Annotated in this window: 20 protein-coding genes; 19 read left to right on the forward strand and 1 reads right to left on the reverse strand. The window is 40.9% G+C overall.

Going from position 1 to position 24345, the window contains the following annotated elements:
* Positions 1–82 precede the first annotated feature (82 nt).
* The 19 genes from flgJ (at position 83) to BB427_RS01745 (ending at position 22879) form a co-directional block, all read left to right on the forward strand.
* Positions 83–1057, forward strand: a complete 975-nt coding sequence (gene flgJ, locus BB427_RS01655; RefSeq protein ID WP_069018742.1) for a flagellar assembly peptidoglycan hydrolase FlgJ — start codon at positions 83–85, stop codon at positions 1055–1057.
* Between the two features lies 1 nt (position 1058).
* The gene (gene flgK / locus BB427_RS01660) at positions 1059–3071 is read left to right on the forward strand and encodes a flagellar hook-associated protein FlgK (protein ID WP_039492574.1); all 2013 of its coding nucleotides are present in this window, start codon (positions 1059–1061) and stop codon (positions 3069–3071) included.
* Between the two features lie 2 nt (positions 3072–3073).
* Positions 3074–4309: a flagellar hook-associated protein FlgL gene (gene flgL / locus BB427_RS01665; protein WP_069018743.1), complete on the forward strand. Its 1236-nt coding sequence runs from the start codon at positions 3074–3076 to the stop codon at positions 4307–4309.
* A gap of 316 nt (positions 4310–4625) precedes the next feature.
* Positions 4626–5597, forward strand: a complete 972-nt coding sequence (locus BB427_RS01670; RefSeq protein WP_045989523.1) for a flagellin N-terminal helical domain-containing protein — start codon at positions 4626–4628, stop codon at positions 5595–5597.
* A gap of 690 nt (positions 5598–6287) precedes the next feature.
* A complete protein-coding gene (locus BB427_RS01675; protein WP_045989524.1) occupies positions 6288–7262 on the forward strand; it encodes a flagellin N-terminal helical domain-containing protein in 975 nt (324 codons plus the stop codon).
* A gap of 154 nt (positions 7263–7416) precedes the next feature.
* Positions 7417–8388 (forward strand): flagellin N-terminal helical domain-containing protein, encoded by a 972-nt coding sequence (locus BB427_RS01680; RefSeq protein WP_039492670.1) that lies wholly within the window; start codon positions 7417–7419, stop codon positions 8386–8388.
* A gap of 78 nt (positions 8389–8466) precedes the next feature.
* The gene (locus BB427_RS01685) at positions 8467–8874 is read left to right on the forward strand and encodes a flagellar protein FlaG (RefSeq protein WP_039492567.1); all 408 of its coding nucleotides are present in this window, start codon (positions 8467–8469) and stop codon (positions 8872–8874) included.
* 20 nt (positions 8875–8894) lie between these two features.
* The gene (fliD, locus tag BB427_RS01690; protein WP_039492565.1) at positions 8895–10319 is read left to right on the forward strand and encodes a flagellar filament capping protein FliD; all 1425 of its coding nucleotides are present in this window, start codon (positions 8895–8897) and stop codon (positions 10317–10319) included.
* Between the two features lie 15 nt (positions 10320–10334).
* Positions 10335–10763 carry a flagellar export chaperone FliS gene (fliS, locus tag BB427_RS01695; RefSeq protein WP_039492563.1) on the forward strand — a complete coding sequence of 143 codons (429 nt, stop codon included), beginning with the start codon at positions 10335–10337 and terminating at the stop codon, positions 10761–10763.
* On the forward strand, positions 10756–11052 hold the full coding sequence (locus BB427_RS01700) for a hypothetical protein (protein WP_069018744.1): 297 nt from the start codon (positions 10756–10758) through the stop codon (positions 11050–11052). The genes fliS and BB427_RS01700 overlap by 8 nt, the downstream gene beginning before the upstream one ends.
* A gap of 4 nt (positions 11053–11056) precedes the next feature.
* Positions 11057–13135 (forward strand): motility associated factor glycosyltransferase family protein, encoded by a 2079-nt coding sequence (locus tag BB427_RS01705; protein ID WP_069018745.1) that lies wholly within the window; start codon positions 11057–11059, stop codon positions 13133–13135.
* A 347-nt stretch (positions 13136–13482) separates the two neighbouring features.
* Complete coding sequence (locus BB427_RS01710; RefSeq protein WP_069018746.1) at positions 13483–14790, forward strand: aminotransferase class III-fold pyridoxal phosphate-dependent enzyme; 1308 nt, start codon at positions 13483–13485, stop codon at positions 14788–14790.
* A 52-nt stretch (positions 14791–14842) separates the two neighbouring features.
* Positions 14843–15346 (forward strand): GNAT family N-acetyltransferase, encoded by a 504-nt coding sequence (locus BB427_RS01715; RefSeq protein WP_083229820.1) that lies wholly within the window; start codon positions 14843–14845, stop codon positions 15344–15346.
* Between the two features lie 48 nt (positions 15347–15394).
* Positions 15395–16159, forward strand: a complete 765-nt coding sequence (locus BB427_RS01720; protein WP_083229821.1) for a cytidylyltransferase domain-containing protein — start codon at positions 15395–15397, stop codon at positions 16157–16159.
* A gap of 2 nt (positions 16160–16161) precedes the next feature.
* The gene (gene pseI, locus BB427_RS01725) at positions 16162–17202 is read left to right on the forward strand and encodes a pseudaminic acid synthase (protein ID WP_069018747.1); all 1041 of its coding nucleotides are present in this window, start codon (positions 16162–16164) and stop codon (positions 17200–17202) included.
* Entirely contained in the window at positions 17202–17447 is a 246-nt protein-coding gene (locus BB427_RS01730; RefSeq protein WP_039492552.1) for a phosphopantetheine-binding protein, read from the forward strand. The genes pseI and BB427_RS01730 overlap by 1 nt, the downstream gene beginning before the upstream one ends.
* Positions 17447–19018, forward strand: a complete 1572-nt coding sequence (pseG, locus tag BB427_RS01735) for a UDP-2,4-diacetamido-2,4,6-trideoxy-beta-L-altropyranose hydrolase (protein ID WP_069018748.1) — start codon at positions 17447–17449, stop codon at positions 19016–19018. Before BB427_RS01730 ends, pseG begins: the two co-directional genes overlap by 1 nt.
* The gene (locus BB427_RS01740) at positions 19011–20522 is read left to right on the forward strand and encodes a class I adenylate-forming enzyme family protein (RefSeq protein WP_069018749.1); all 1512 of its coding nucleotides are present in this window, start codon (positions 19011–19013) and stop codon (positions 20520–20522) included. Before pseG ends, BB427_RS01740 begins: the two co-directional genes overlap by 8 nt.
* 32 nt (positions 20523–20554) lie before the next feature.
* A complete protein-coding gene (locus BB427_RS01745; protein ID WP_069018750.1) occupies positions 20555–22879 on the forward strand; it encodes a glycosyltransferase in 2325 nt (774 codons plus the stop codon).
* A gap of 309 nt (positions 22880–23188) precedes the next feature.
* Here BB427_RS01745 and BB427_RS01750 read toward each other — a convergent pair whose 3' ends face one another.
* Entirely contained in the window at positions 23189–24337 is a 1149-nt protein-coding gene (locus BB427_RS01750; RefSeq protein ID WP_223193695.1) for a Gfo/Idh/MocA family protein, read from the reverse strand.
* Positions 24338–24345 lie beyond the last annotated feature (8 nt).

Below are 24345 nucleotides of genomic sequence, written 5' to 3' on the forward strand. Positions count from 1 at the left end.
CCCCACAATTGTGGGGCTTTTTTTTGGCTCGGATTTTGCATTTCTATTTGTATAGTTATTAACGTCAAACAGTGCTGAGTGTATGAACACCGACCAATTGAAAAATCAAAGCTTTTTTGACCTAGGAAACCTTGATTCGATCCGTAAAGAGGCGCTGAAAGGTGCTGGCGATCAAGGTGCCTCAGATCAGGCATTGAAAAAGGCGGCACAACAGTTTGAGTCTATCTTTACGCAAATGTTGTTACAAAGCATGCGTAAAGCGAATGAGGCGCTAGAGGATAAAGACAGTCCATTTAACTCTAGTGGTGTCAAATTTTTTGAAGAAATGCATGATCAGCAACTTTCGATGCATTTATCTGAGCAGGGCAGCTTAGGACTTGCAGATCTGATTGTGCAGCAGTTGTCTCCTAATTCTGAAAAGTATAAGCCTGCCTCAGTAATGAGAGCTGACGGCGATCTTTCCTTTAAAGGACAGGCGACAGCGAGTGAGAGTGTGCGTAAACCTGAACCGCAGGCTGTCAATGTTAAGGCAAATACCTCAAGCGATGAGCAAACAGGCTTTGCTTCTCCTGAGGAATTCGTCGACAGAATTTGGAAATACGCTCAAATTGCTGCGAAAAAGCTAGGCTTGAACCCTGCGGTAATGGTTGCACAAGCTGCACTGGAAACTGGTTGGGGTAAACACATCATCAGCAAAAAAGATGGTAGTAGCAGTTTTAATCTATTCAATATCAAAGCGGATAGCCGCTGGAGTGGTGAAAGCGCCAGAAAATCGACACTTGAATTTGAGCAAGGGTTACCGGTGCAAAAGCAAGCCGATTTCCGTGCTTACAAGTCGCTAGAACAAAGCTTTGATGATTATGTCAGTTTCCTAAAAGGTAATCCGAGATACGAGCAAGCCTTAAATAAGGCTGGTGATAGTCATGCTTATTTAAGTGAGCTTCAAAATGCAGGCTACGCGACCGATCCGAATTATGCCAACAAAATTAAGTCAGTTTTAAAGCGTATTGATGTATCCGATTTCTTATCCGGTGCGCTAACAAAGGGAGTCAGATGAGATGTCATTTGATCTATTAAATATTGGTGCAGCAGGGGTTAGGGCTAACTCTGAGTTACTACAAACCACCAGTAAAAACATCGCTAACCTAAATACCAAAGGGTATATCCGTGAACGGACTGAACACGGAACAATGATAGGTGGCATGGTTGGCCGCGGTGAAACCGTGCGTTTGCTCAACCAATTTGCGCAGCAGCAATTAAATCGTGATATTTCTAATCAGTCTTACTACGAGCAGTTTGTCACTGAGGCAAGCCGTGTTGATACGTTGTTTGCACAAGACTCAAACAGTCTGAGCAAGAGCATCAACTCGATGTTTAACAATTTACAAAGCGCGATTAACTTGCCTTCATCGACAACTAACCGCTCTTTATTTATGACGGGCGCTCAAGGTCTTGTTGATCAAATGGATAGACTGTCAGGAATAGTTGTTGATCAAAACAGTATTGTGAACGAGCAATTGGATATTTTCTCAGAAGAAGCTAACAACCTTGTTCAAAAAATCAGCGAGTTAAATAAACAAGTAGCGAGTAAATCAGCACTCAATCTGAACAATGTCGATCACAGTGTACTTAACGAGCGAGATCAAGCTATCAAGGAACTCGCTGAACTTGTAGATATAGAAACACTCGATGGTGAAAATGGCGAGAAGCTCGTATTTTTAGGCACTGGGGATGCACTTGTGATGCAAGGTGGAGCCTTCAATTTATTCGCGATGAAAGGCAACCCAGATCCTAACCATAAAGAACTAATCCTAGACATTAAAGATAAAAATGTTGTACAGCTCGAGTTAGATAGCGGCAGCTTGAAAGGCAAAATCGGTGGGTTACTGGCGTTTAGAGATGAAGTGTTGATCCCGGCACAAAACCAACTAGGTCAAATTGGCCTCGCATTGGCAGATGCTTTTAATCAGCAAAATAGATTGGGAATGGACTTAGATGGCAACATAGGTGGAGATATATTTAAAATACCTACCGTGGGTGGCTTTGCTTACAGCGAAAATACAGGCACCGCAGCGCTTACGGCAACACTTGAGCCTGGGCGCGGCAATGAGTTGCCAGCTACCGATTTTCAAGTTACTTATACCAGTGCAACAACCGTTGAAATAACAGCTGTAGATGCCAAAGGCAATCCTATCGGTACTCCGACGACTGGTAATATTGCAGGTGGAGTCATCACGGGAACGGGCGATTATTTTGGCTTACAAATGAACGTAACGGGTAGTGGTGCAACAGGTGATAGATTTCTTGTGAAATTAAATCAACAGGCTGCAACTGGGTTGGAGCTTGCAACTCAAAGACCAGAAGCACTCGCATTAGCGTCGCCAATTCGTACTGAAAAATCAGCAGACAATAATGGTACGGCGACCATTTCAGCCGGAGTCGTCACTGATACCGATCCCACGACCAGTGCGTTTACTGCAGGAACGCCGCCAACGTTGAATGATGGTCCTTATACGTTGACTAAAACAGCCAATGCTAACGAATATACGTTAACCAGTAATTCAGGTACAACGCATACCTTTACGGCTCCTGCGGATGGTAAAGATATTCTTTCTGGAGTGGGAGCAGCGCCTGCACCTTTTGATAATCTTGGCTTCACTTTCGATATTGAGGGTACGCCGAATACCGGTGATAGTTTTGAGATTAGTTTTAACACTGGTGGCTTTGATGACAACCGTAATGGTGCAGCGCTCGATGGTCTGAAATCATCGGATTTAGTTAGACAAAATGTAGAGTCTACAGGTAGTACAGAAAGCCATAAAACCTTTAATGAAGCATATGCCGATATTGTCACTGGTGTAGGGGTTATTACCAATCAAGCGAAAACCAATGGCGCGGCATTTGAAGCGTTAGCCAATCAGTCAAGCGCATGGTTTGAATCTCTATCGGGCGTAAACCTAGATGAAGAGGCGGCCAACTTGTTACGTTTTCAACAGTCTTACTCGGCTTCGGCGCAAGTCATTTCGGCAGCAAGAACTGTGTTCGATACCTTATTAAGTGCAGCGAGGTAATTATGCGTTTATCTCAAAATCAAATTTTTAATTCTAATCTCAATTCTATTTTGCGTAATCAGCAAGACGTGAATAAAGCAACACAGCAGTTGAACACGCAAAAGCGGGTGTTGAGTGCTTCTGATGATGCTTCAGCGACTGCTAGAGCCATGCTTTTTGACGACCGGATCCAAGCAAACGATCAGTTTACTAAGAATTTGACTATGTTGTCTTCGAGATTAGACACTCAAGAGTCAGTACTAGAAAATATTAAAACGGCCATTGATAGTGCTTATACCAAGTCGATACAAGCAGGTAATGGTGGGTTATCCGATGTTGACCGCCAAGCAATCGCTGATGAGTTAGAGTCAATCCAAGATACTATTTTGGATTTGATGAACTCAAAAAGTGAAGATGGTAAGTTTATATTTTCCGGCTACCAAGACAATACGCAAACTTACAGCTTTGACTCTGCCACTGGAAAGTACGTATATAACGGTGACCAAGGACAGCATAAAATAAAAGTTTCTGAAGGCGTCGAGATACGTTCCAGTGATAACGGTTTTGATGTATTTGAAAGTGCAGAGAAGCGACTGAATATTACTTCAAACACAGGTGTGGTTTCTGGTGGTATTACATCGGCCTCCGTCTATGTGGACGAACAAGGGGTTTTTGATAAGTTCCATAAAGCAAATTACAACGCCGATCCAAGTGCGCCTGCAGGTGCAAACACCTTTGACTTAGTAGTGACAGCGGGTACACCAAATACTTACCAGCTTGAGCAGGGGGGAACGGTTATTTCAACCGGTACTGCAGAAGGCGGAACTATTAAAGTCGCTGGCATGGAGTTTGACTTCGCTGGTGCTGCGCCAGGCCAAATAAGCTTTGATTTGGAAAAGCCTCAGAAGGAAAACATTCTAAATACATTAGAATCTATGATTACGTCATTGAGAGATACCAGTATTACGGGTGATGATTACAAACAGGTACTGGCTGATGGTATTACTGGCCTAGATAATGCCAAGATTAAAATATCGCAAGGACAAGCGGGGCTTGGTGGCAGGTTAAATGCTGCAAAGCTTGTATCTGATGCAAATTCAGACTTGGACGTTGATAATAAAGCAAATAAAGCGGCTTTGATTGAAGTCGATTTTTATTCAGCGATTTCAGAGCTCACCAAGCATGAAACTGCATTACAGGCCTCTCAGGCAACATTTGGCCGCCTAACTAACCTTTCTTTATTAGACTACATTCGTTAAAAAGGTAGCCTTTAAAGGTTACCTTCTTCAAAACAGCCTAAAACACTACTATCTAATTTAATGTATTGAAAGTAATAGTACTTTCAATACATTTCTTCAGTATTAGCTCATAGCCATAACTTCCTGTCCTTTGTTCCATATAAAACAAAAAGTCTATATCAATCAGTTGTTTATGTTTTTTTTAAAAAAAACACTAAAGGAAAATTTTTGCCGACCGATAACTTAAATAACCAAGCCGGAGAGTGAAAAACATTCAAAGGTTGGAAAGTTTCTAAGTTTGAGAGTGAAAGACTCGATTTAAAGTGGGAGAACCATCATGGCACTTTATGTAAATACTAACGTAAGTTCATTGAACGCACAAAGACAATTAATGCAATCTGGTAACGCACTAGATACATCATTTAAGCGTCTATCTTCAGGCTTTCGTATCAACAGCGCTGCTGATGATGCTGCAGGTCTACAAATTTCTGACCGTTTGAGTTCACAAATCAATGGTCTTAACCAAGGTAACCGTAACGCGAACGACGGTATCTCTCTTGCACAAACTGCAGAAGGGGCAATGGACGAAGTAACTTCAATGTTCCAACGTATGCGTACCCTAGCTCAACAAGCTTCAAACGGTTCGAATACTGATGAAGACAGATTGGCGATTCAAGAAGAAATCCGTTCTTTAGCATCAGAAGTTAACCGTGTAGCAAAAGATACAACTTTTGGTGGACAAAATTTACTAGATGGCTCATACGAGGCTAACTTCCAAGTCGGTGCTGATGCAGTACAGACAATTGGCTTCAGCATGAAAAGCGTTGGTTCGTCTGCGAATGGTTCCAACTCTTTGACAGCAAATGGCGGCTTCACAATGTCTGGTATCGCGGGTATCGCTTCCGCGGTAACTGGCAAAACAATGTCGACCCTTGCTGCTGGTATCAGTAATGTTGGTACAGGTGTTACAGAAGCGACAGCTGGTTTCACCAACATGGCAGCTACAATCATTAGTGTATCGTCACAGGAAAATGCACAACAAGTGTTAGCTGCGATGGATTCAATGATTGCAGTAGTTGATAAGAAACGAGCTGAGCTTGGTGCGGTACAAAACCGATTCCAATCAACTATTCGTAACCAATCGAATATTCAGGAAAACTTATCAGCTGCAAAATCTCGAGTGAAAGATACTGACTTTGCTCAAGAAACAGCTAGCTTGACTAAAATGCAGATTCTACAGCAGGCAAGCCAAACAATTCTAAGCCAGGCTAACCAACGTCCTCAAGCTGCACTAAGTCTACTAGGATAATTTAACTAGGATGGTAAAAGGTGCCTAAGCCAGATGGGGTATTTGCTTAGGCACCGAATTGGATGATAAAGCGGAGGAGCTAAAAAATCCAATAGCGTTCATTAAAACAATGAACACGTTAATTAAAGCACATACCATGCCAAGTTTGTGTTAAAAAAATGACACTCACTCTCAAACTTACTAAAGAGGGGCTAGCCAGCCCCTCTTTTACTTCATATAACTTCCTTTAGTACCAACTATATATAGAGCGTAAAATCTATTTGTTTGCCGCTAAATCAATGTATGAGGCCTTGGATAAGGCGTTAGATGCTCGATGCACAGATTATTTAACCAGCTACTTCAATGTCTAGGCTATTTTGTCTAAGATTTATTGGTGAACATCGCTCACACGGTATATGCGTACCGCTCAAATAAGCACAGTAAATTGACGCTAAGATAATATCTAGATCCAAATCTCAAAATAGAAATCTATAAATTTCATATTTATCATGGTATTAAATTTATTCTTTAGCTGTGTCTATAACCTTGTGTCTTTTTGGCCTGTAACTTGCTTTAAACCCAGTAGAGTTAATTTTGGCGTCAAAGTGGCAATTGGTTGCCTTAGTAAAAAGAAAACCTGAAACATGCATGCCGCTTTGTCATTTAACTATCTATCAATTAGATATTGATTTGGCAAAAAGAGAGTGAGTTATGGCTTTATATGTAAATACCAATGTCAGTGCAATTAATGCACAAAGACAATTGACTAATTCAGGTAATGAACTAGATACTTCTTTCAAGCGTCTATCATCTGGTTTGCGGATAAACAGTGCTGCTGATGATGCTGCAGGTTTGCAGATCTCCGACCGATTAAATTCACAGATCATGGGACTTGAACAAGGCAACCGTAATGCGAATGACGGTATTTCTCTTGCTCAAACAGCTGAAGGTGCAATGGACGAAATCACCTCTATGTTCCAGCGAATTAGAACGCTTGCGCAACAGGCAGCAAACGGCTCTAATACTGATGAAGACCGTTTAGCGATCCAAGAAGAGATTCGTCAGCTATCTGCTGAAGTAAATCGAGTCGCAAGTGATACAACATTTGGTGGTCAAAATCTACTTGATGGAACCTACTCTGCAAACTTCCAAGTAGGTGCTGATGCCGTTCAAACAATTGGCTTTAGCATGAAGGAAGTTGGCTCTTCTGCTAACGGTAGCAACTCAATGACCACAAATGGTGGCTTCACTATGTCTGGAATAGCGGGGATTGCGTCTGCGGTTTCAGGTAAAGGGATGTCAGTGTTGGCTGCTGGTATTAGTAATATTGGCACCGGAGTAACAGAAGCGACTGCCGGTTTTACGAACATGGCTGCAACTTTGATCAGTGTTTCTTCGCAAGAAAATGCACAACAAGTTCTCGCAGCGATGGATGCAATGATTGCAGTGGTGGATAAAAAACGTGCAGAGCTGGGTGCTGTTCAAAACCGCTTTCAGTCGACCATTCGAAATCAGTCGAACGTATCTGAAAATCTAAACTCAGCGAAATCGCGAGTAAAAGACGCGGACTTTGCTTTAGAAACTGCAAAGTTAACGAAGAATCAGATTTTACAACAAGCTAGCCAAACTATATTAGGTCAAGCAAATCAACGACCTCAAGCAGCTTTAAGTCTACTACAAGGCTAATGAGTTAAATTTTTTTAAAAAAAAGCTAAAGCTTCCTCTTTTATAGTCGATAGAAGAGTTAGAGAACTATCAATCTAGTACTCTAACCTCTTCAATACTGCAGGGTAGGGGTATCCCGCAGCATTGAAATATGTATTATAAAGCGGAGGCTATTATGGCTATTTACGTTAATACCAATGTCAGTTCATTGAATGCACAAAGACAATTGATGAACTCAGGTAGTGCGCTTGATACTTCTTTTAAAAGATTGTCATCAGGCTTTAGAATAAACAGTGCAAAAGATGATGCTGCAGGTATGCAGATCTCGAACCGTCTAACAGGACAAATTAATGGATTAAACCAAGGTATTCGAAATGCGAATGATGGTATTTCTCTTGCGCAAACCGCAGAGGGTGCTTTGGATGAGACGACACAAATGTTTCAGCGTATTCGTACGCTAGCGCAACAAGCATCAAATGGTTCGAATACAGACGAAGACCGATTAGCACTGCAAGAAGAAATTCGCTCATTGGCGTCGGAAGTTAACCGTGTTGCTAAAGACACAACTTTTGGTGGTCAAAATCTACTAGATGGCACCTATGATTCAAATTTCCAAGTTGGCTCTGATGCCGTTCAGACTATAAGCTTTAGTATGAAAGACGTTGGTTCGTCTTCAAACGGCTCTAACTCTTTGACAGCAAATGGTGGCTTCACAATGTCTGGTATCGCCGGCATTGCGTCAGCAGTATCAGGAAAAACAATGTCAACATTAGCTGCTGGTATCAGTAATGTTGGTACTGGAGTTACAGAGGCTACCGCTGGTTTCACCAACATGGCTGCCACCGTAATTAGTGTATCTTCGCAAGAAAATGCACAGCAAGTACTGGCTGCAATGGATACCATGATTGCGGTAGTTGATAAGAAACGTGCTGAGCTTGGTGCGGTACAAAACCGATTCCAGTCAACTATTCGTAACCAGTCAAATATCCAAGAAAACTTATCAGCAGCTCAATCTCGAGTTAGAGATACCGATTTTGCTCAAGAAACAGCCAACCTGACTAAGATGCAGATTTTACAGCAAGCGAGTAGCTCTATTTTGAGCCAAGCTAATCAGCGTCCACAGGTAGCACTATCGTTACTTGGGTAATATTCTGAGAAAAGCGTCAAGTTTGGGAATGTTCGCGAACTTGGCGTATACTCTTTATAGGCTTTACAGGAGGTCTAGATGAGTGATGTTCAAATTTCTCAAGGGCTAAACTATTCGGTTGATAGCCAACTGATTAAGCAACCAAGACAAGAATTAAACAATGAACGCGGTAATACTCCAGATGGAGTAAAGCCTGAAGATTCACCTGAGCATAATGGCAAAGGTGCTAGCAGTAATGAACAGTTAATATCAGAAGTTAAAGACAATTTAGCTAGACTAAACGATGTTATCCCCGTTACGGCTACGAACTTACAGTTTCAACTTGATGAAGAGGGTGATCCTCCAGTTGTTCTTGTTTTAGATAAGTCTAGCAATGAAGTAATTAGGGAAATTCCTTCAAAAGAGTTTAGGGAAGTAGCTAAGGCTTTGGAAGAGTTTGCCGATAAACTTACAAAGCGTGGCGTGTTATTTGATAGAACCGCCTGATATAGATTTGGAGGTAGATTATGCCACTTATTACATCTGCGGGTGTTGGCTCAGGGCTTGATTTAGAGTCAATTATAAAAGCTTCTGTGGATGCGGAAAACGTACCCAAGATGCAAAGGTTTGCTGCAAAGCAAGAATCACTGAAAGTTGAGTTGTCTTCTGTCGGTGAGGTTAAATCTGCCATTTCAAAACTTAAAGACACAATTGAAAAACTAGCGGACATCGATAACTTTGGCAAGCGAATCGCGAATATTCGTCAACCAGATGGTGCTGAAATAATCAGCGTAACACCAACGTCAGATATTTCTACGGGTAATTTCAAGATTGCTGTAGAACAATTGGCGCAAGGAAGCCGAGCCGTTTCTGCGGACGGTGCTTTTGCTTCAGCCGACGCAGTTGTTAGTGCAAGTGGTGGTACTTTGTCTTTTTCAGCAGGTGCGGATAAATCATTTGATTTAGAAGTAACTGCTGGAATGACTCTGGCTGAGTTAAGAGATGCTATTAATGCATCAGATACCAACTTCGGTATCACTGCCAATATTATTAACACAGGTGATCCCGATGTAGGCTCCAAACTTGTTTTTACGTCAAATGTCAGTGGCGATGGAAACGACCTGGTGATTACAAGTGATACTGCTGAGCTTGATGCTATTGAGACATATGACGCGACAACAAACCCGTCTGGTGGCATGGTAATTGCGGATGCAGACAAAGCGCAAGATGCAATTATAACGGTAGATGGCCTTACAGTTAACAGCGATACAAACACATTTAAAGATGCTGTTCAAGATATGACGATAAGAGCACTCGAAGTTAGCCCTGAGGACACATCTGGTACAAAATTAACAGCTAAATTGGACGTAGATTATGACAGAGAGTCTGTCACTAAGCTCGTCGATGAGTTGATTACAAATTACAATAATCTCGTTGGAATGATTGGCCTGCAAACTCGAGTCGGAAAGCCTCTAAATGGTGATGCTTCGATGAGAGCATTGAGTGATCAGTTGGTTTCTACTCTGGGTTCTACGTTGACTGATGCTGGACCATTTGAGTCAGTGTTTGACATGGGCCTTGGTGTTAATAAAGAAGGTTATTTAGAAAAGTCATCACTAGTTCGCAGCTTAAACGAAGCAATGGATGATAATTACGATGATATTGGTACAGCATTTGCAGGGGAAAATGGTGTAGCCAAAAAATTAGAAGAATTGCTCGGAAACTACGTCGATTCAGATGGACTTATGAAACAACGTGAGACTAGTTTGAATGCTCAACTTGACGATTTAGAGGACGATGTCATAAATCACCAGGAGCGTATGAAGTCATTTGAAGCTAGCTTACGTCAAAAATATGCAGGGCTTGATGTACTTATCGCGCAAATGCAGCAAACTCAATCTTATTTGGGGGCTCAACTTTCTAATCTTCCAGGCTTTACCAAATCCAAGTAATAGAGAGGATTGAACATGTATAATGCAAAAGTTAAGAATTACCAGAGAGAAGCACTTAAAACTCGAGTGGCAGGTGCGGATCGTTATGAAATTATCCAGATGTTGATGGCAGGCGCTATTGAAAAAATGGTACTGGCAAAGGTCGCTATTGATAAAAGAAATCTTGAAGCCAAATCCGAACATATTTCAAGAGCATCAGCAATTATTGAAGCGTTACGTGAATGTTTAGACTTTGATGTTGGTGGTGAAGTAACAGAAAACTTATATGCTCTGTACAGTTATATGATGGATAGGCTACTGGATGCATCAGTACAAAATGATTCAGCCATCGTAGATGAAGTGTCTAACCTGTTGAAAGAAATTAAATCAGCTTGGGATGCGATCCCTGTAGATGTCCGCATTAAAACACTGAATAATGCTTCTCAAGATGCTAGTCATGGATAGCCAGCATAGAGACGAACTTGAGGAATTGTTGTGTTTGATTTTCGAACACCTTCAAAGAGGTGAGATGGAACTCGCTGAAACAGAAACAAAGAAATTTTGTTTATATATTCAAAAGCGTTCAGACTTGATAGAAGATGTTGAAGAAAAAAGGGTCTACTTAGAAGAGTCAATCGCAATGTTGAACGAAGTGATTGAACGTATGAGTCAAGAAAAAAGAAGTACCCGAGAGCAGTTGCTGAAGATTCAGCGAAAACAATCCTCAATCAAGAAATATAACGAGTTCAAATAATATCATGGATCCAATTAAGTCCCAGTTAGAAACTCTTGAAGTAAAATTAAAAGCCGTGGAAGAACAGGCGCTTAGAGAAGAGTTGTTTATAGAAGCTGCCAATTTAAAATTTGAAAGAAACCTCAAAGCCTTCAAATCACATTTTCCAGAAATTTACGAAAAATACTTAACGTACGAGCCAAACTCGCTGTTTAACTTATTTGTTAACCCTAACGGCAGCGCCAATATTATTGATTATAAAACTGGTGTACCGATGTATAGCGAAGACCCAGTTTCACAAATACAAAAGCAGACACAGAAAAATATCGAAAATCCAATTCTTGGACGTTTAGACCACTCCGGTGTTGCATTTGTTGAAAATGGTGATATCGAGTTTCTTCATGTTGAATTGATGCGAAACTTAGGGGAAATCTTTGTTGAGACGAAATCGAACTTAGCGCCATTTAAGAAGTTAGGTAGTGCAGTTCCAAACAAGATGATTTTCGGTATTGGGCTTGGCTATCACCTTGAAGACGTTATCGATGCTTGTAAAGCTGGTTACGTAAATATTTTTGAACCGAATGAAGATTACTTTTTTGCTAGTTTGTTTGTTTCCGATTGGGTTTCTATACTTGAAAAAATTGAGGCTCAAGGTGCTTACCTTTATCTAGGTGTAGGGGTCACAGAACATGAAATTTACGAAAAGGTTTATTCACGCTCAAGAGAAATAAGTGTAGCCAGTGTCTGCCACTCTTGGTTTTATCAGCATTATCCATCAGTTGAAGTAAATAAATGGATCGCAGAATTTAAAAAGAATTACCACCAGTTTTTCGCGGGATTTGGCTTCTTCGATGATGCTATGATCGGGATAGCTAACTCATTGGGGAATGTTAAAAACAACTGCAACTTCATGTTTTCTGCCAATGAACAGCAAGATAAAGCGCTATTGCATGATATACCAGCCGTAGTGGTTGCAAACGGTCCTTCATTAGACGCCAATATTGAACCGCTAAAGCGGATCCAAGATAAAGTCATTATATTCGCGTGTAACTCAGCGACTACAGCATTAATAAAGCATGGGATTATTCCCGATTTTCACGTTGCACTGGAACGAACTAAATCAACTTATTATTTCCTCAAGCAGCATATACCGGAATCGATGCGCAAAGACTTAAATTTGCTTGTTACTAATGTGATGCATCCTGATGTGGCTGGTCTATTTGGATGGGCGGGAATGGCGCTTAAGCCTGGTGAGTCAGGTACACAAATGTTGCAACTATCTCACTACAGGAATGAGAATAAAGTGCTTCGAAGCCTGTCATTTTCAAATCCTCTCGTGGGCAATACTGCGCTGAGTTATGCATGTCATCTTGGATTTAAAGACATCTATCTGTTTGGTGTGGATAATGGCTACATAGACCCTGAACATCATCATAGTAAGGCAAGCTTTTATTACAGTGAAGAAGGTGAGACTGTCATTGAACCAACCAAAATAGGGGGGCAAGTCAGGATCCCAGGAAACTTTTGTGAAACGGTACTTTCTGATGAGTTTATGTATGTTGGCAACTGTCAAATGGAAAGGATTCTAGAATCATTTCTTAAAGAAAATGTAAACTGTTACAACTGTAGTAATGGTGCAAAGATTAAGCACTCTATACCACTGGAGAGTAAAGACATTTTGTTGCCTGAAAGGGGAGTTGATAAACACCAAGTTGTGGAGCATATCAAAACTAACCTTTTTGCAGCTAAAGCTGACATTGAATCTATGGAAAAGCTACTTTGTGAAGAAGAGTTTGAGCAGCTGTGCGGCACAATGGTGGAGCTTTTGGAAGAAGAGTTTGATTGTCGAGAATCTGCGCAAGAAGTTTTACTGAAAAGTCTCAGGTATTTGTACTCATTTAGAAATTCTGCAGATCATTTAGGCTTGTATCAGTTACTAGAAGGTGAAGCTCTTTATACGTCATCAATATTAATTTCAATTCTTCATAACTTTGGTGATGATTACGAAGTGGTTCCGTATTTTAGAAAAGCGTTAAAGGCTTGGGTTGATTTTCTTAAGCAATGTCCTGAATACTACCGCCAAAGAAATAGACTTTGTCAGTAAAAGTCGATATGTAAAAGGGTGACAAGATTTTGTCGCGGCTCCGAAGTTAATGAGTAGACACTTCGGAGCCAGCTTAAACCAGAAATAATAAACGTTTTGCATGGCTTGTTACTCTCTACGTTTTCCCCCATTTTCTTTTAAAATTAGCTGTTTATTTAAAATTCCCTTACACTTTACTGAAATCTGATTCTTGAGTGAAAAATATCAGTAAAACTACCCTTGATTTCCCTGAAGGAGTTGTTTACTGAAGATTAAAAGTGACTCAAGCCAAATTTAAAGGTTAGTTACCACCTAATTGGTACTAACTTTGCTTCATCAGTGAAGTTGAAAATGTTAGTTGAGAAATCATGACGAATAAAAATACTGAAATGCAAGCAAAAGCGAAGCAACTGATCCCTGGTCTTTCACAATTATTGTCAAAGCGACCCGACATGTTTAATCAAAGTGTGTGGCCAGGTTACTTCAGCAAAGCGAAAGGTTGTTATGTTTGGGACCTCAATGAGCAACGATATCTTGATATGTCGATATCTGGCATAGGGGCAAACATTCTAGGGTATGCTGAGCCTGCCGTCGATCAGGCTGTAATTGAAACAATCAATAATGGGGTTAGTTCTAGTTTAAACTGTCCAGAAGAGGTCATGTTGGCAGAGAAATTAGTAGAGCTGCATCCATGGTCAGATCAAGTCCGATTCGCAAGGTGCGGTGGAGAGGCAATGACAATTGCTGTAAGAATTGCTCGCGCCGCGACGGGAAAAGATAAAATTGCATTTTGTGGTTACCATGGCTGGCATGACTGGTACTTGGCGGCAAATGTGTCCTCGAAAGAAAACCTAGATGAGCATTTAATTGCGGGTTTATCTCCAGCGGGTGTTCCAAAAGCGTTGGCTGGCACTGCAATACCATTTTCATATAATGACATTGACTCTCTAAAAGAGGTTGTCGAGCAACATGGCCCTGAGCTCGGCGCAATTGTTATGGAGCCAATGCGTAATATTGCACCTAATTCAGAGTATTGGAGTTTCGTTGGAAAAATAGCCAAAACACTGGGTATCCCATTAATAATTGATGAAATATCGATGGGTTTCAGAATTAACTGTGGAGGATCGCATTTACTGCTTGGTATAGAACCTGATATTGCCGTATTTTCTAAAGCATTAGCGAATGGTTATGCGATGGCCGCAATAATCGGAAAAGAGAAGTGGATGGATGCTGCACAATCAAGTTTCATTTCCAGTACGATGTGGACGGAGCGAGTGGGTCCAACCGCAGCACTAGCAACTATACGTTATTATGAAGCAAATAACGTGCATGATCATCTTCAAAAAATTGGTGCACTGGTTAAAGCCGGTTGGCAGTCTCTTGCTGAAAAACATGGTTTGAGCATTCATATTTCTGGTATTGATGCCCTGTGTCATTTTTCTTTCGAGCATGATAACCCACTGCAGTTGAAGGCGTATTTTATAGAGCAGATGATAAACCAAGGAGTGTTAGCTACAAATATGTTCTATGCAATGTATGCACATAAAGAAGAACACGTAGATGAATATCTATCTGCAGTAGACAATGCATTTAAAGCAGTAAAAGTCGCTCTGCATGATCCTGAAGTGCTGAAGGAGGTTACTCCGACAACTGCTGGTTTTAAAAGGTTAAATTAATATTAACAACCTTTTAAATACTGATATTTGATATTAGACGGGAAAGCACAAAATGATGATTGTTTCCGAGCGTTTCAAAATGAGAGGGTTAACTCCGTCCGACGCAACCGCTGATTATCTTTCATGGTTAAATAGTGACGTCAGTCAGTTTATTTTAAACCGACAACAAACGACCGACGATTTAGTGACATATATCAATACACAAAATAATACGCCAGATACTTATTTGTATGGAATTTTTACAAAGGAAGCTGAGCAGCATATTGGCAACGTGAAGTTTATTCTTTCAGAATATTCTGGTGGGACCTCGGCTGAAATGGGGATCTTGATTGGCGATAAAAATTGGCATGGCAAGGGAGTTGCGAAAGAGGCAATTTTTGCTTTTATCACAATAGCAAAAGACAAATACAACCTTAAGAGAGTGTTTTTGGGCGTTGATAAGTCTAATGTCCCAGCTGTGAAAGCGTACATTAAAATGGGTTTCAAGACTTTGGAACCTGATCAACTCGATGATGAAAGTCTCTCTGGGGTTAAAATGGAATTGTTATTAAATTAGTTATCGGTTTGGCCGATAACAAAGCATTGAAGTATTTTAGTTATTAGTATGAATCAGAGTAACTCTATTTATGAAAGCTTAAAAAATAAGGACTTTCATATTATTATTCAGGCGCGGATGACATCAACTCGCTTGCCGAAAAAAGTGATGTTGCCTTTGTGCGGACGTCCAGTGCTTCAGGTTATGATTGAGCGCTTATCCCCTTTCAAAGACAAAATTATTGTAGCAACAACCAATGATGGCTCCCAAACTCCAATTACCGAACTGTGCAAGTCTTTGGGGGTAAGGTTTGTTGAGGGGGATACTCACGATGTGCTCAGCAGGTATTACTTAGCAGCAGAATTAGTAAACGCGAAACCAGATACAGTACTTGTTCGCTGTACTAGTGATTGCCCTTTGATTGATGCCTATGAAACCGCTAAGGTCGTTTCTCATTTCTTTAATATCCGCAACAATTTTGATTATGTATGCGCGGGTCCTCATTGTGGATTTCCAAATGGCCTTGACACCGAGGTATTTACATTCGCAGCGCTAGCACAAGCACATGCCAGTGCTAGCCAAGATTTTGAGAGAGAGCACCTGACACAGTATATAGTGAAAAATTTGAAGGTCGCTGATTATAGTTATCATGAGGATTTATCTGGTTGGCGTTTGACTTTAGACGAACCAGATGACTATCTAGCAATACAGAAAGTTTTTCAGCTCTTCGATAATAAGACTGAATTTAGTTTTCCTGAACTGAAGAGAAAATTAAAAGCACACCCAGAAGTACTCGACATAAATAAACATGTTGAGCAAGTAAAAGTTGGATAAATATGTTTAAACAAGAGCTTAAAATAGATGGGCGTCTAGTCGGACATCAACACCCAAATTATATTATTGCTGAGATGTCTGCAAACCATGGACAAAGCTTAAGTCGAGCCAAAGAGTTGGTTTATGCGGCAAAGGAAGCGGGTGCCGATGCAATTAAATTACAAACATATAGTGCCGACACGCTTACAATGAAGTGTGACTTACCACATTTTTTTATTAAAGATGGGCCGTGGAAGGGGCAGTATTTATACGATCTTTATCAACATGCGTACATGCCTTGGGAGTTTCATGCTGAACTTTTTGAATTAGCTAAAAAAATAGGGATTACTTGCTTTTCTTCACCATTCGATAAATCAGCTGTTGATTTATTAGAACAACTTGATGCGCCGGCATATAAAATTGCGTCTCCAGAGCTGATTGATCATCAACTTATTCGTGATGTTGCCGCAACCGGCAAGCCTGTGATTATGTCTACTGGCGGTGCGACGCTGCCTGAAATTGCAGACGCAGTAAAAGTAGCAAAAGATGCCGGTGTCACTGAATTATGCCTGTTAAAGTGTACCAGTACTTATCCGGCACCTGCTGATAGTATTAATCTAAGAACAATACCGCATATGCGAGAAGCTTTTTCGGTTCCTGTTGGTTTGTCAGATCATACTCTAGGGAACGATGTGCCTTTAGCGTCGGTTGCTGTGGGTGGATGTGTTATCGAAAAGCACTTTGTAATGGATAAAAATGATCAAACTGCAGATAGCTTTTTCTCAATGACACCAGAAGAATTACAAAACCTTGTACATGGTGTAAGACAGATCGAGAAAGCAATGGGGCGAGTACATTACCCAGATACTCCTTGTCAAAAGCGCCGTTGTGTTTACCTTATTAAGGACGTTAAATCGGGTGAAACGCTGTCTGATATGCACTTGCGACAAATGCGCCCAGGTGGAGGCGAAATTCAACCAAAGCACTTGCCATCGCTTGTCGGGCGACGAGTAAATAAGTCTTTACCTGCAGGTACTCAGCTTAAATGGGAGGATTTTTGTTAATGCCTAGCGAAACTCAGCTACTTGAATTTTTTCAGACCTTTCTATTAGCTCGTGGTGTAGCCGTTAAGAGTGAACAGCTACAAAGTTTTAATTTTATGGAGTCCGGGTTATTAGACTCATTTGAAATGTTATCAATGGTAATGCAGATCGAAACCGATTTTGGGGTTCGATTAACACCTGAGCAAATGTTGAGACCAGACTCAGCGACAGTGGGTGGCCTCATTGATGTAATCTTGAGGTCTTGATGTTTGTTTTTCGTGTTAACAGCACTCAAGGAATTGGCCACTTAAAACGATGCTTGAATTTGGCTAAGGAGCTTAGTGTTCGGGGTTGTGGTAGTCATTTCATTTTAGATGAAAATGACTGTCTGAGTGACTATATCAGTGGTATTAACGACAGCGTCACCCTAATTACTCATGGGACGAGTGAATATGATGATGCCCAACAAACTTTATCTATCGCTTACCAAGTAAGTGCTGAAGCTATCGTTGTTGACTCTTATCTATTAGGTAGAGAGTGGGAAAGCCAGATTCAAGATCAATTTAAACTTGTTGTAATAGATGATTTGGGTCGTGAACATTTAGCCAATACATTAATAGATATTAGATGGCGAGGAGATCAAACCGAAGCTTATTATCATCATTTGGTATCTCATGACTGTGAAACGCTTTTGGGACCTAAATATGCTTTACTTGAAAGTGTATATCACGACAGTTCGCGCGCAGATATAGAACGTTCTCATCTGCTATTTTCTCTCGGTGGTGGCGGGGATTGGGAGTTATTGACTCCTATAATTGAATTAGTGTGTCAGCTTAGGCCATGTCAGCCGATAGAAATTGTCCTAGGACCATCTGCAATAAATTATGAATCGATAATATCGTTGCAGCATATTTATCCACAAGTTGAGATAAACAGAAGTCCAGAGAGTTTGTACCCAAGCTTTATTAGAGCACAGTTATTTGTTGGTGCGTTGGGTACTTCGTTGTATGAACTTGCTGCAACAAAAACACCTGCACTAACATTTAGTATGGCTAAAAATCAAGAGCATAATCAGAGCTGGTTGGATGATTTAGGGCACTGTTTACATCTGCCTGAGTTTTTTTCTAGTGATCCGTTGGAAGTCGTTGAATTGATTAATATATTACTTGATAATTCAGACAAGCTAGCTGAGTACAGAAACCACAGTAAAGTTTGCGTTGATGGCCGGGGAGCTGCTAGAGTTTCAAGTCATTTATTATCACAACAGACACAGTCTGAAGCGGAAATACAGTCACTTTGTAAACGTGAATATCTACCTATAGCAGCAGATTTAACCGTTAGGATGGTAGACTTTTTTGATATTAATCGCTATTTACACGCCCGCAATAGTCAACATAATAACGTCAGAATGACTATCACGGAAGCTATCCCGACACTTGGTCACTACAAGTGGTGGCATCAAAATCAGCGTGAAAACTTTGTCGTTGAATTAGATGGTAATCCTCTTATCTATATTTGGCACCAATCACTTGAGCAAAACGGACAAACATACTTATATGGTGGCTGGTTTTCAGCTCTTGAGCAGGTTAATTTTGCGTATGTCCAGTTGGCATTAAACTGGCAGCTAAAACTCTGTGAGGAAGAATATCCTGATGGTATTTGGCTTGCAGTAATCCATAAAGACAATAAATTTGTTAATTTGCTGAATCAGCATAATGGTTTCAAAGCTATTGAGGTCGATAGTCCTCATTTTCAGGTTACACAATCAATTTTCCCATCAGCTGATCCTAAAAAGTTTAATTATGTAATGTTAACGAGAGAGAACGAGCATGGTTAATATATACCACCTTTTTCATCGAAATGTGGAAAAGTCGCCAGATAAGGTAGCAGTAGTATTTTCCGGAACGGAAGTTACCTACCGCTCGTTATTTAATTACGTCCTAATTTTAAGTCGCTTTTTTAAGGACCAGGGTCTAACACCGGGGCAGCGAATTGCATTGTTTGCACCCAATGGCATTGAATACCCTGTTGTATTGCTAGCTGCTGCGAAATTGGGTTTAGCTGTGGTACCGTTGCCAATAACCCTAAAGGGAGCTGCGTTAGAAATAGCGCTGAAGAAGACTCCTGTAAGTATGGCCATTTGTTGGCCCACTGTTAGTCGTACTTTACTGGAAAGTGCGGTTGTGAGAGAAGATGAGGTAATAACTATAGGTGAAAGCGTTCTCGGTGAACGTTGTTGGGAAGATATTTTCACCGATGTAGAACATGACGAAGAATACTCGGATGCAGCGCCTGAGTTGGACTTTATTTTGACTATGACGTCAGGCTCAACAGGTTCACCAAAACCAATCGTGTTAAGTCAAAAGTGTAAGATTGAACGCGCGTTTTCAGCAACGATAAATTACTATCAATTAACGTCAGATGATGTCATTTTGGTCGCAACACCGCTTTATCATTCCCTTGCCCAACGAGGGGTATTAATGCCGTTAATGCTCGGCGCTACAACTGTGATTTTACCTAAGTTTCAGTTACAAAGCTGGCTAGGTGCTATCGAACAGTATCAAGTCAGTTTCTTGTTTGCGGTGTCTTCACAGCTTGAGGGGCTAGTTGCCCAAGGTGTCGAAAACAAAGACATTTCCTCCGTCCGAATACTTGTGTCTTCATCAGCTGTTTTAAACACAGTTACGAAAGGGAAGTTATTAAAGTTACTTAGCTGCGAGTTTCATGAATGCTATGGCGCATCTGAAGTGGGGGTAGTAACGGACTTTTGTATCGATGATGAAGGTGGAAATCAGGGCAGTGTAGGTAAACCTCTCCCATTTGTTGATGTAAAGATCTGTGACGGCCACAGAAAGCCTGTTGAAATCGGAGTTGTCGGAGAAATTGCCTGTAAAACTACAACTCAATTTTCAGGTTATTTGAAACAGTTAGAGGCTACGAAAGCAGCATATGATGATACAGGTTATTTTTACACAGGCGATTTGGGCTACCTGAACAAGGAAGGTTTTCTATTTTATGTGGGTCGCAAAAAAGAGGTAATATCAAGTGGTGGCATCAATATTTACCCACAAGATATTGAAGAGGTAATAAAACGTCACCCCTTAGTTACTGATTGCGTTGCTTTTGGCGTTGCCGATCCTACTTTAGGAGAAGTCATTAAAGTAGTCTACGAGCAGGCGAATGTACAACAAGAAGAAAGCCTTGAGCGAGCGTTACGTAAATTATGCTTCGCTGAATTGACCGATTATCAACAGCCTCGGATTATTGAAAAGTGTGACAATTTAGCCCGAAATGCGATGGGAAAAGTACTCCGGCAGCAAGTCAAAGAGACATACAGCTAGTCAGGTAGATAAGCACTTTAGAGAGTAATAGCATGAAGATTTCACTAATAGTACCAACTTACAACAGCGCTGAGTATATTCAAGCTTGTCTTGCAAGTTTGGTGACTCAATTAGAAGATTTCGCTGAGATCATCGTAATTGATGATTGCTCAACGGATGGTACTTTTGCGTTGTTATCAGCTTTTGCAGAGCGCAATCAAGCTGTGCATGTGCTCCAGACTGAGACTAATAGTGGTCCGGGAGTTGCGCGTAATTTGGGTATAGAGCATGCTAAAGGGGAGTGGATTTTATTTGTTGACAGTGATGACGCATTGACTGATCTAGCGTTAAAGCAGTTGATACAATTTGTTGATCCCGAAGCTGTTAATTGTGATGTGGTGGCTTTTGACTGGCGATATAAAAAAGATAACGTTAACAATGAGACATTTCATTTTGAAGGTCGGTTTGATAAACCTGAATTTACAAATGAAAAAGCGTTGTTGTTAGAAAAATACGTAAAATTTAGAATGGATCATTCGGCAATTTACTTGATGATCAAGCGTCAATTATTGATAGAGCATCAGGTGTCCTTTGCTGGTGGCTTCCATGAAGATATTGACTTTACCTTTTTAGTGTACTGGCATGCAAGGGAAGTAAAATTACTGGATGAAGTTATCTATTTAAAAACCCCACGACCTGGTTCAATAGTGAATTCGGTTAGCACGTCTCACATCAAAGGGTTTTATCGTTCTTATGCAGTGATCCACACACTCCTCAAATCAGTTTCAAAGAACCAAAGCCTGCATACTGCTTTCTTAACCGGTGTAATTGGGTTGGTTGCTACTTGCATCCGGAAAATATTCTTAAAAGCGCCAAGTAAGGAGCTTCGAGAGCCTCTCTATGAATATACGTTTAAACAACTTAACGATTTTTCTGTGCCTATTGATAGCCTACCATTGGACAAAACCTATTACAGTTTGTTAGTAAAACACTTTCTTAATACCATGATGACGCATGAAACCGCAGCGCCGCGCCGAAGTGAAGTAATAGATGAATTCCTTGAAGAAAACGAAGGGAAAAAGTGGAGCTGTATAGACTTACATCACTCCGCGTTTCTTGCACCAAAAGAAATTCGTACTTGTTGTAAGCGTTTCTTTGTTGACAACGAAATGCGTGGCGACGTAACTATTGTTAATAGTGAGCAGCTAGAGCAATCCGAAAATCTGGTAAAAACGATAATGGATGCAAAGAAAAAGCTATTTGCAGATATCAATATGGGTGAGCCGACAGGTTGCGATGGTTGCCCTTACCTAGAGTTTAAACAGTGGGGGGCGATTGAATCTAGTAAAATTACAAAGGTATCGTATGAGCATCACTCAGTATGTAACTTGAAATGTAGCTACTGTAGCGATACTTACTACGGTGGAGAAAAGCCAGCTTACGATGTACTGGCTTTGCAAAAAGCATTATTAGATGAGCAACGACTGAGTGAAAAAGCGCTTTGCATTTGGGGTGGAGGGGAGCCTACCTCTGATAAGCATTTTTCTAAATTACTTTTGCAGACAACGGAGCGATTACCGCTATCAAGCAACCGGGTTATAACTAATGCGGTAGTGTTTAATAAAGCGATCTATGAGCTATTGCTCGCTAAGAAAGTTAGCATATTTACGAGTATAGATGCGGGGACTGAAGAAACGTTTGTCAAGATCCGGGGCAAAAACAGCTTACATAAGGTGATGGAAAACCTTGTAAAGTACTCCAGTGCTAATGCCGAAGCCGTTACGGTTAAATACATATTCACGGATGGAAATAAGTTTCAAGCGGAAATTCGTGCGTTTGCCGAGCTAATTGATCGATATCAGCTGAAAGCTTGTAATTTTCAGATAAGTTTTGATTTTAAAGAAGAGCGTATTAGCAGCGATGATTTGGTGCTTATTGTGCGTTTATATAAATCATTAAAGCAGCTTGGCGCACACGTAGTTTATTTAGACGACTTGATACTCATGCGTATCGGAGAGTTAAGCGCTGATGAAGAGGCGTTGTTAGCGGATAAATTGGAGCTGGCTGGGCTGAATGATATCGTCGCGTTAGCGGACTCCAAAGTGCCTGTTGCTCTTTGGGGGGCAGGAGAAACAGCACGTCTGTTATTGGAGCATAGCAACTACTTCAAAAGAGTCGAGTTAGCTTATTTTGTTGATCCAGACCCCAATAAAATTGGAACCACGTTTATGGGTAAACCGGTTTATGCGCCAGATGTGCTGACAAAAACCCAGACACCGGTGTTTATCGCAGCGGTTCAGTACTATGCTCCGATATATAGAGAATTTAAGCAACTAGGCTTGCCTGACAGCCGTTTGATTAACAAGCTTATTATCTAATCAGAACAGTGGACAAACTGGAAGGCCGATTGCACGTTTACGGCTGGCTTTGAGGCTACACGATGTAAAAGCACTATTATGTTCAGCACAAGGTGAGCTACAAAAGATAGGTTGAACAACACCTTATGCAAGGGGGAGATATCCCGAAAGTGATTTTTATTTTAGTGGTATGAAGAGCTAAACCGAAGGTAAAAGTCGTTAGCAAAGCTTGGCTCATTCAGAACTCGAGAGCGAAGTGTTTGATGCAATTGGCTGAAAATTTATTCCCTAAAATTGATTAGGGAATAAATAAGGTCTATTGAAACGATGTTAATTCGCTATTTTTTCCCATGTACCAGAGTGTACAGATTCTTTGGCGGCTTTAAATAGGCACAGACCTGCTTTAGCTTGCTCTAGGCCAAATACGTAGTCATTGCTTTTCTTTTCACCTTCCAGATATAAGCATAGCTCGTGGTGTATATCTGCGTATAGGTTAGCGAATGCTTCGACAAACCCGGTAGGGTGGCCTGGCTTCATACGGTTATACCGAAATTGACCTGCGTACTCACATTGCCCAGCGCGGTCCAAAATTTCTCTGCGGCCATCATTATAGTTGAGTTCAAGTTCATCTGGGTTGAGTTGATACCAAAACGCACTCCCTTTTTCACCATAAATGCGCACTTTTAAGCCATTCCTATGTCCTATTGCTGTCTTAGACATCCACATACTACCTTTAATATTACATGGATATTTTAATAGCATATGTACATCATCTACTAAATTTGGGTACTGCGAGTGATTCGCAAATTCTGCTATGGTTTCGTTCGGTTCAATGTCGAGCAAGTAAGTGGACAAGTGATGTAAATGAACGCCTAAATCCAAACAAATTGTTGGAACTTCGCTGTCGTGTAAGCGCCAAGCCTGAGGGCTAGAAGCTTTCCCCGCAATATCTGGAGGTCTACGAAAACCCTCTTGAGGCATCTCTAAATGAACTTTCTGTATGGTTCCCAGCTTATCGTGCTTAATCAGATGCTTTAGCTCTCTGATCATGGCATAACCTGAATAGTTATAGGTAACTGCTAAGAAGTGCTTACTGGCGTTATAAGTCTTCTCGAGAGTTGCTATTTCAAGTGGGCCGCAAACTAATGATTTTTCGCAAATTACGGGTATATCTTGCTCCAACAAAGTTGTGAGAACTTCGATATGGTGGGGTGTAGGTGTCAGTACAACAAAGGCATCTACGTTACTTTTCTCTTTTTTTATAAGCTCTTTCCAGCAACGATAAGTGCGTTGCTCTGATATACCCCAGCGATTTGAGGTTGCAATGTTTTGTTCCGTATCTCGTGAAAAAGCACCAGCAACAACGGTGAATTTGTTGTCGAGTTGAGTGGCTGCAAAGTGTACATAACCGACAGCTGAATTATTGCCACCACCAATGAACGCAAGCTTTAGTGGGGACTGGTTTGTCTTCATTTGCATTTTAATTC

The sequence above is a fragment of the Pseudoalteromonas sp. BMB genome (genome assembly GCF_001709235.1).
GTDB classification, from domain to species: domain Bacteria; phylum Pseudomonadota; class Gammaproteobacteria; order Enterobacterales; family Alteromonadaceae; genus Pseudoalteromonas; species Pseudoalteromonas maricaloris.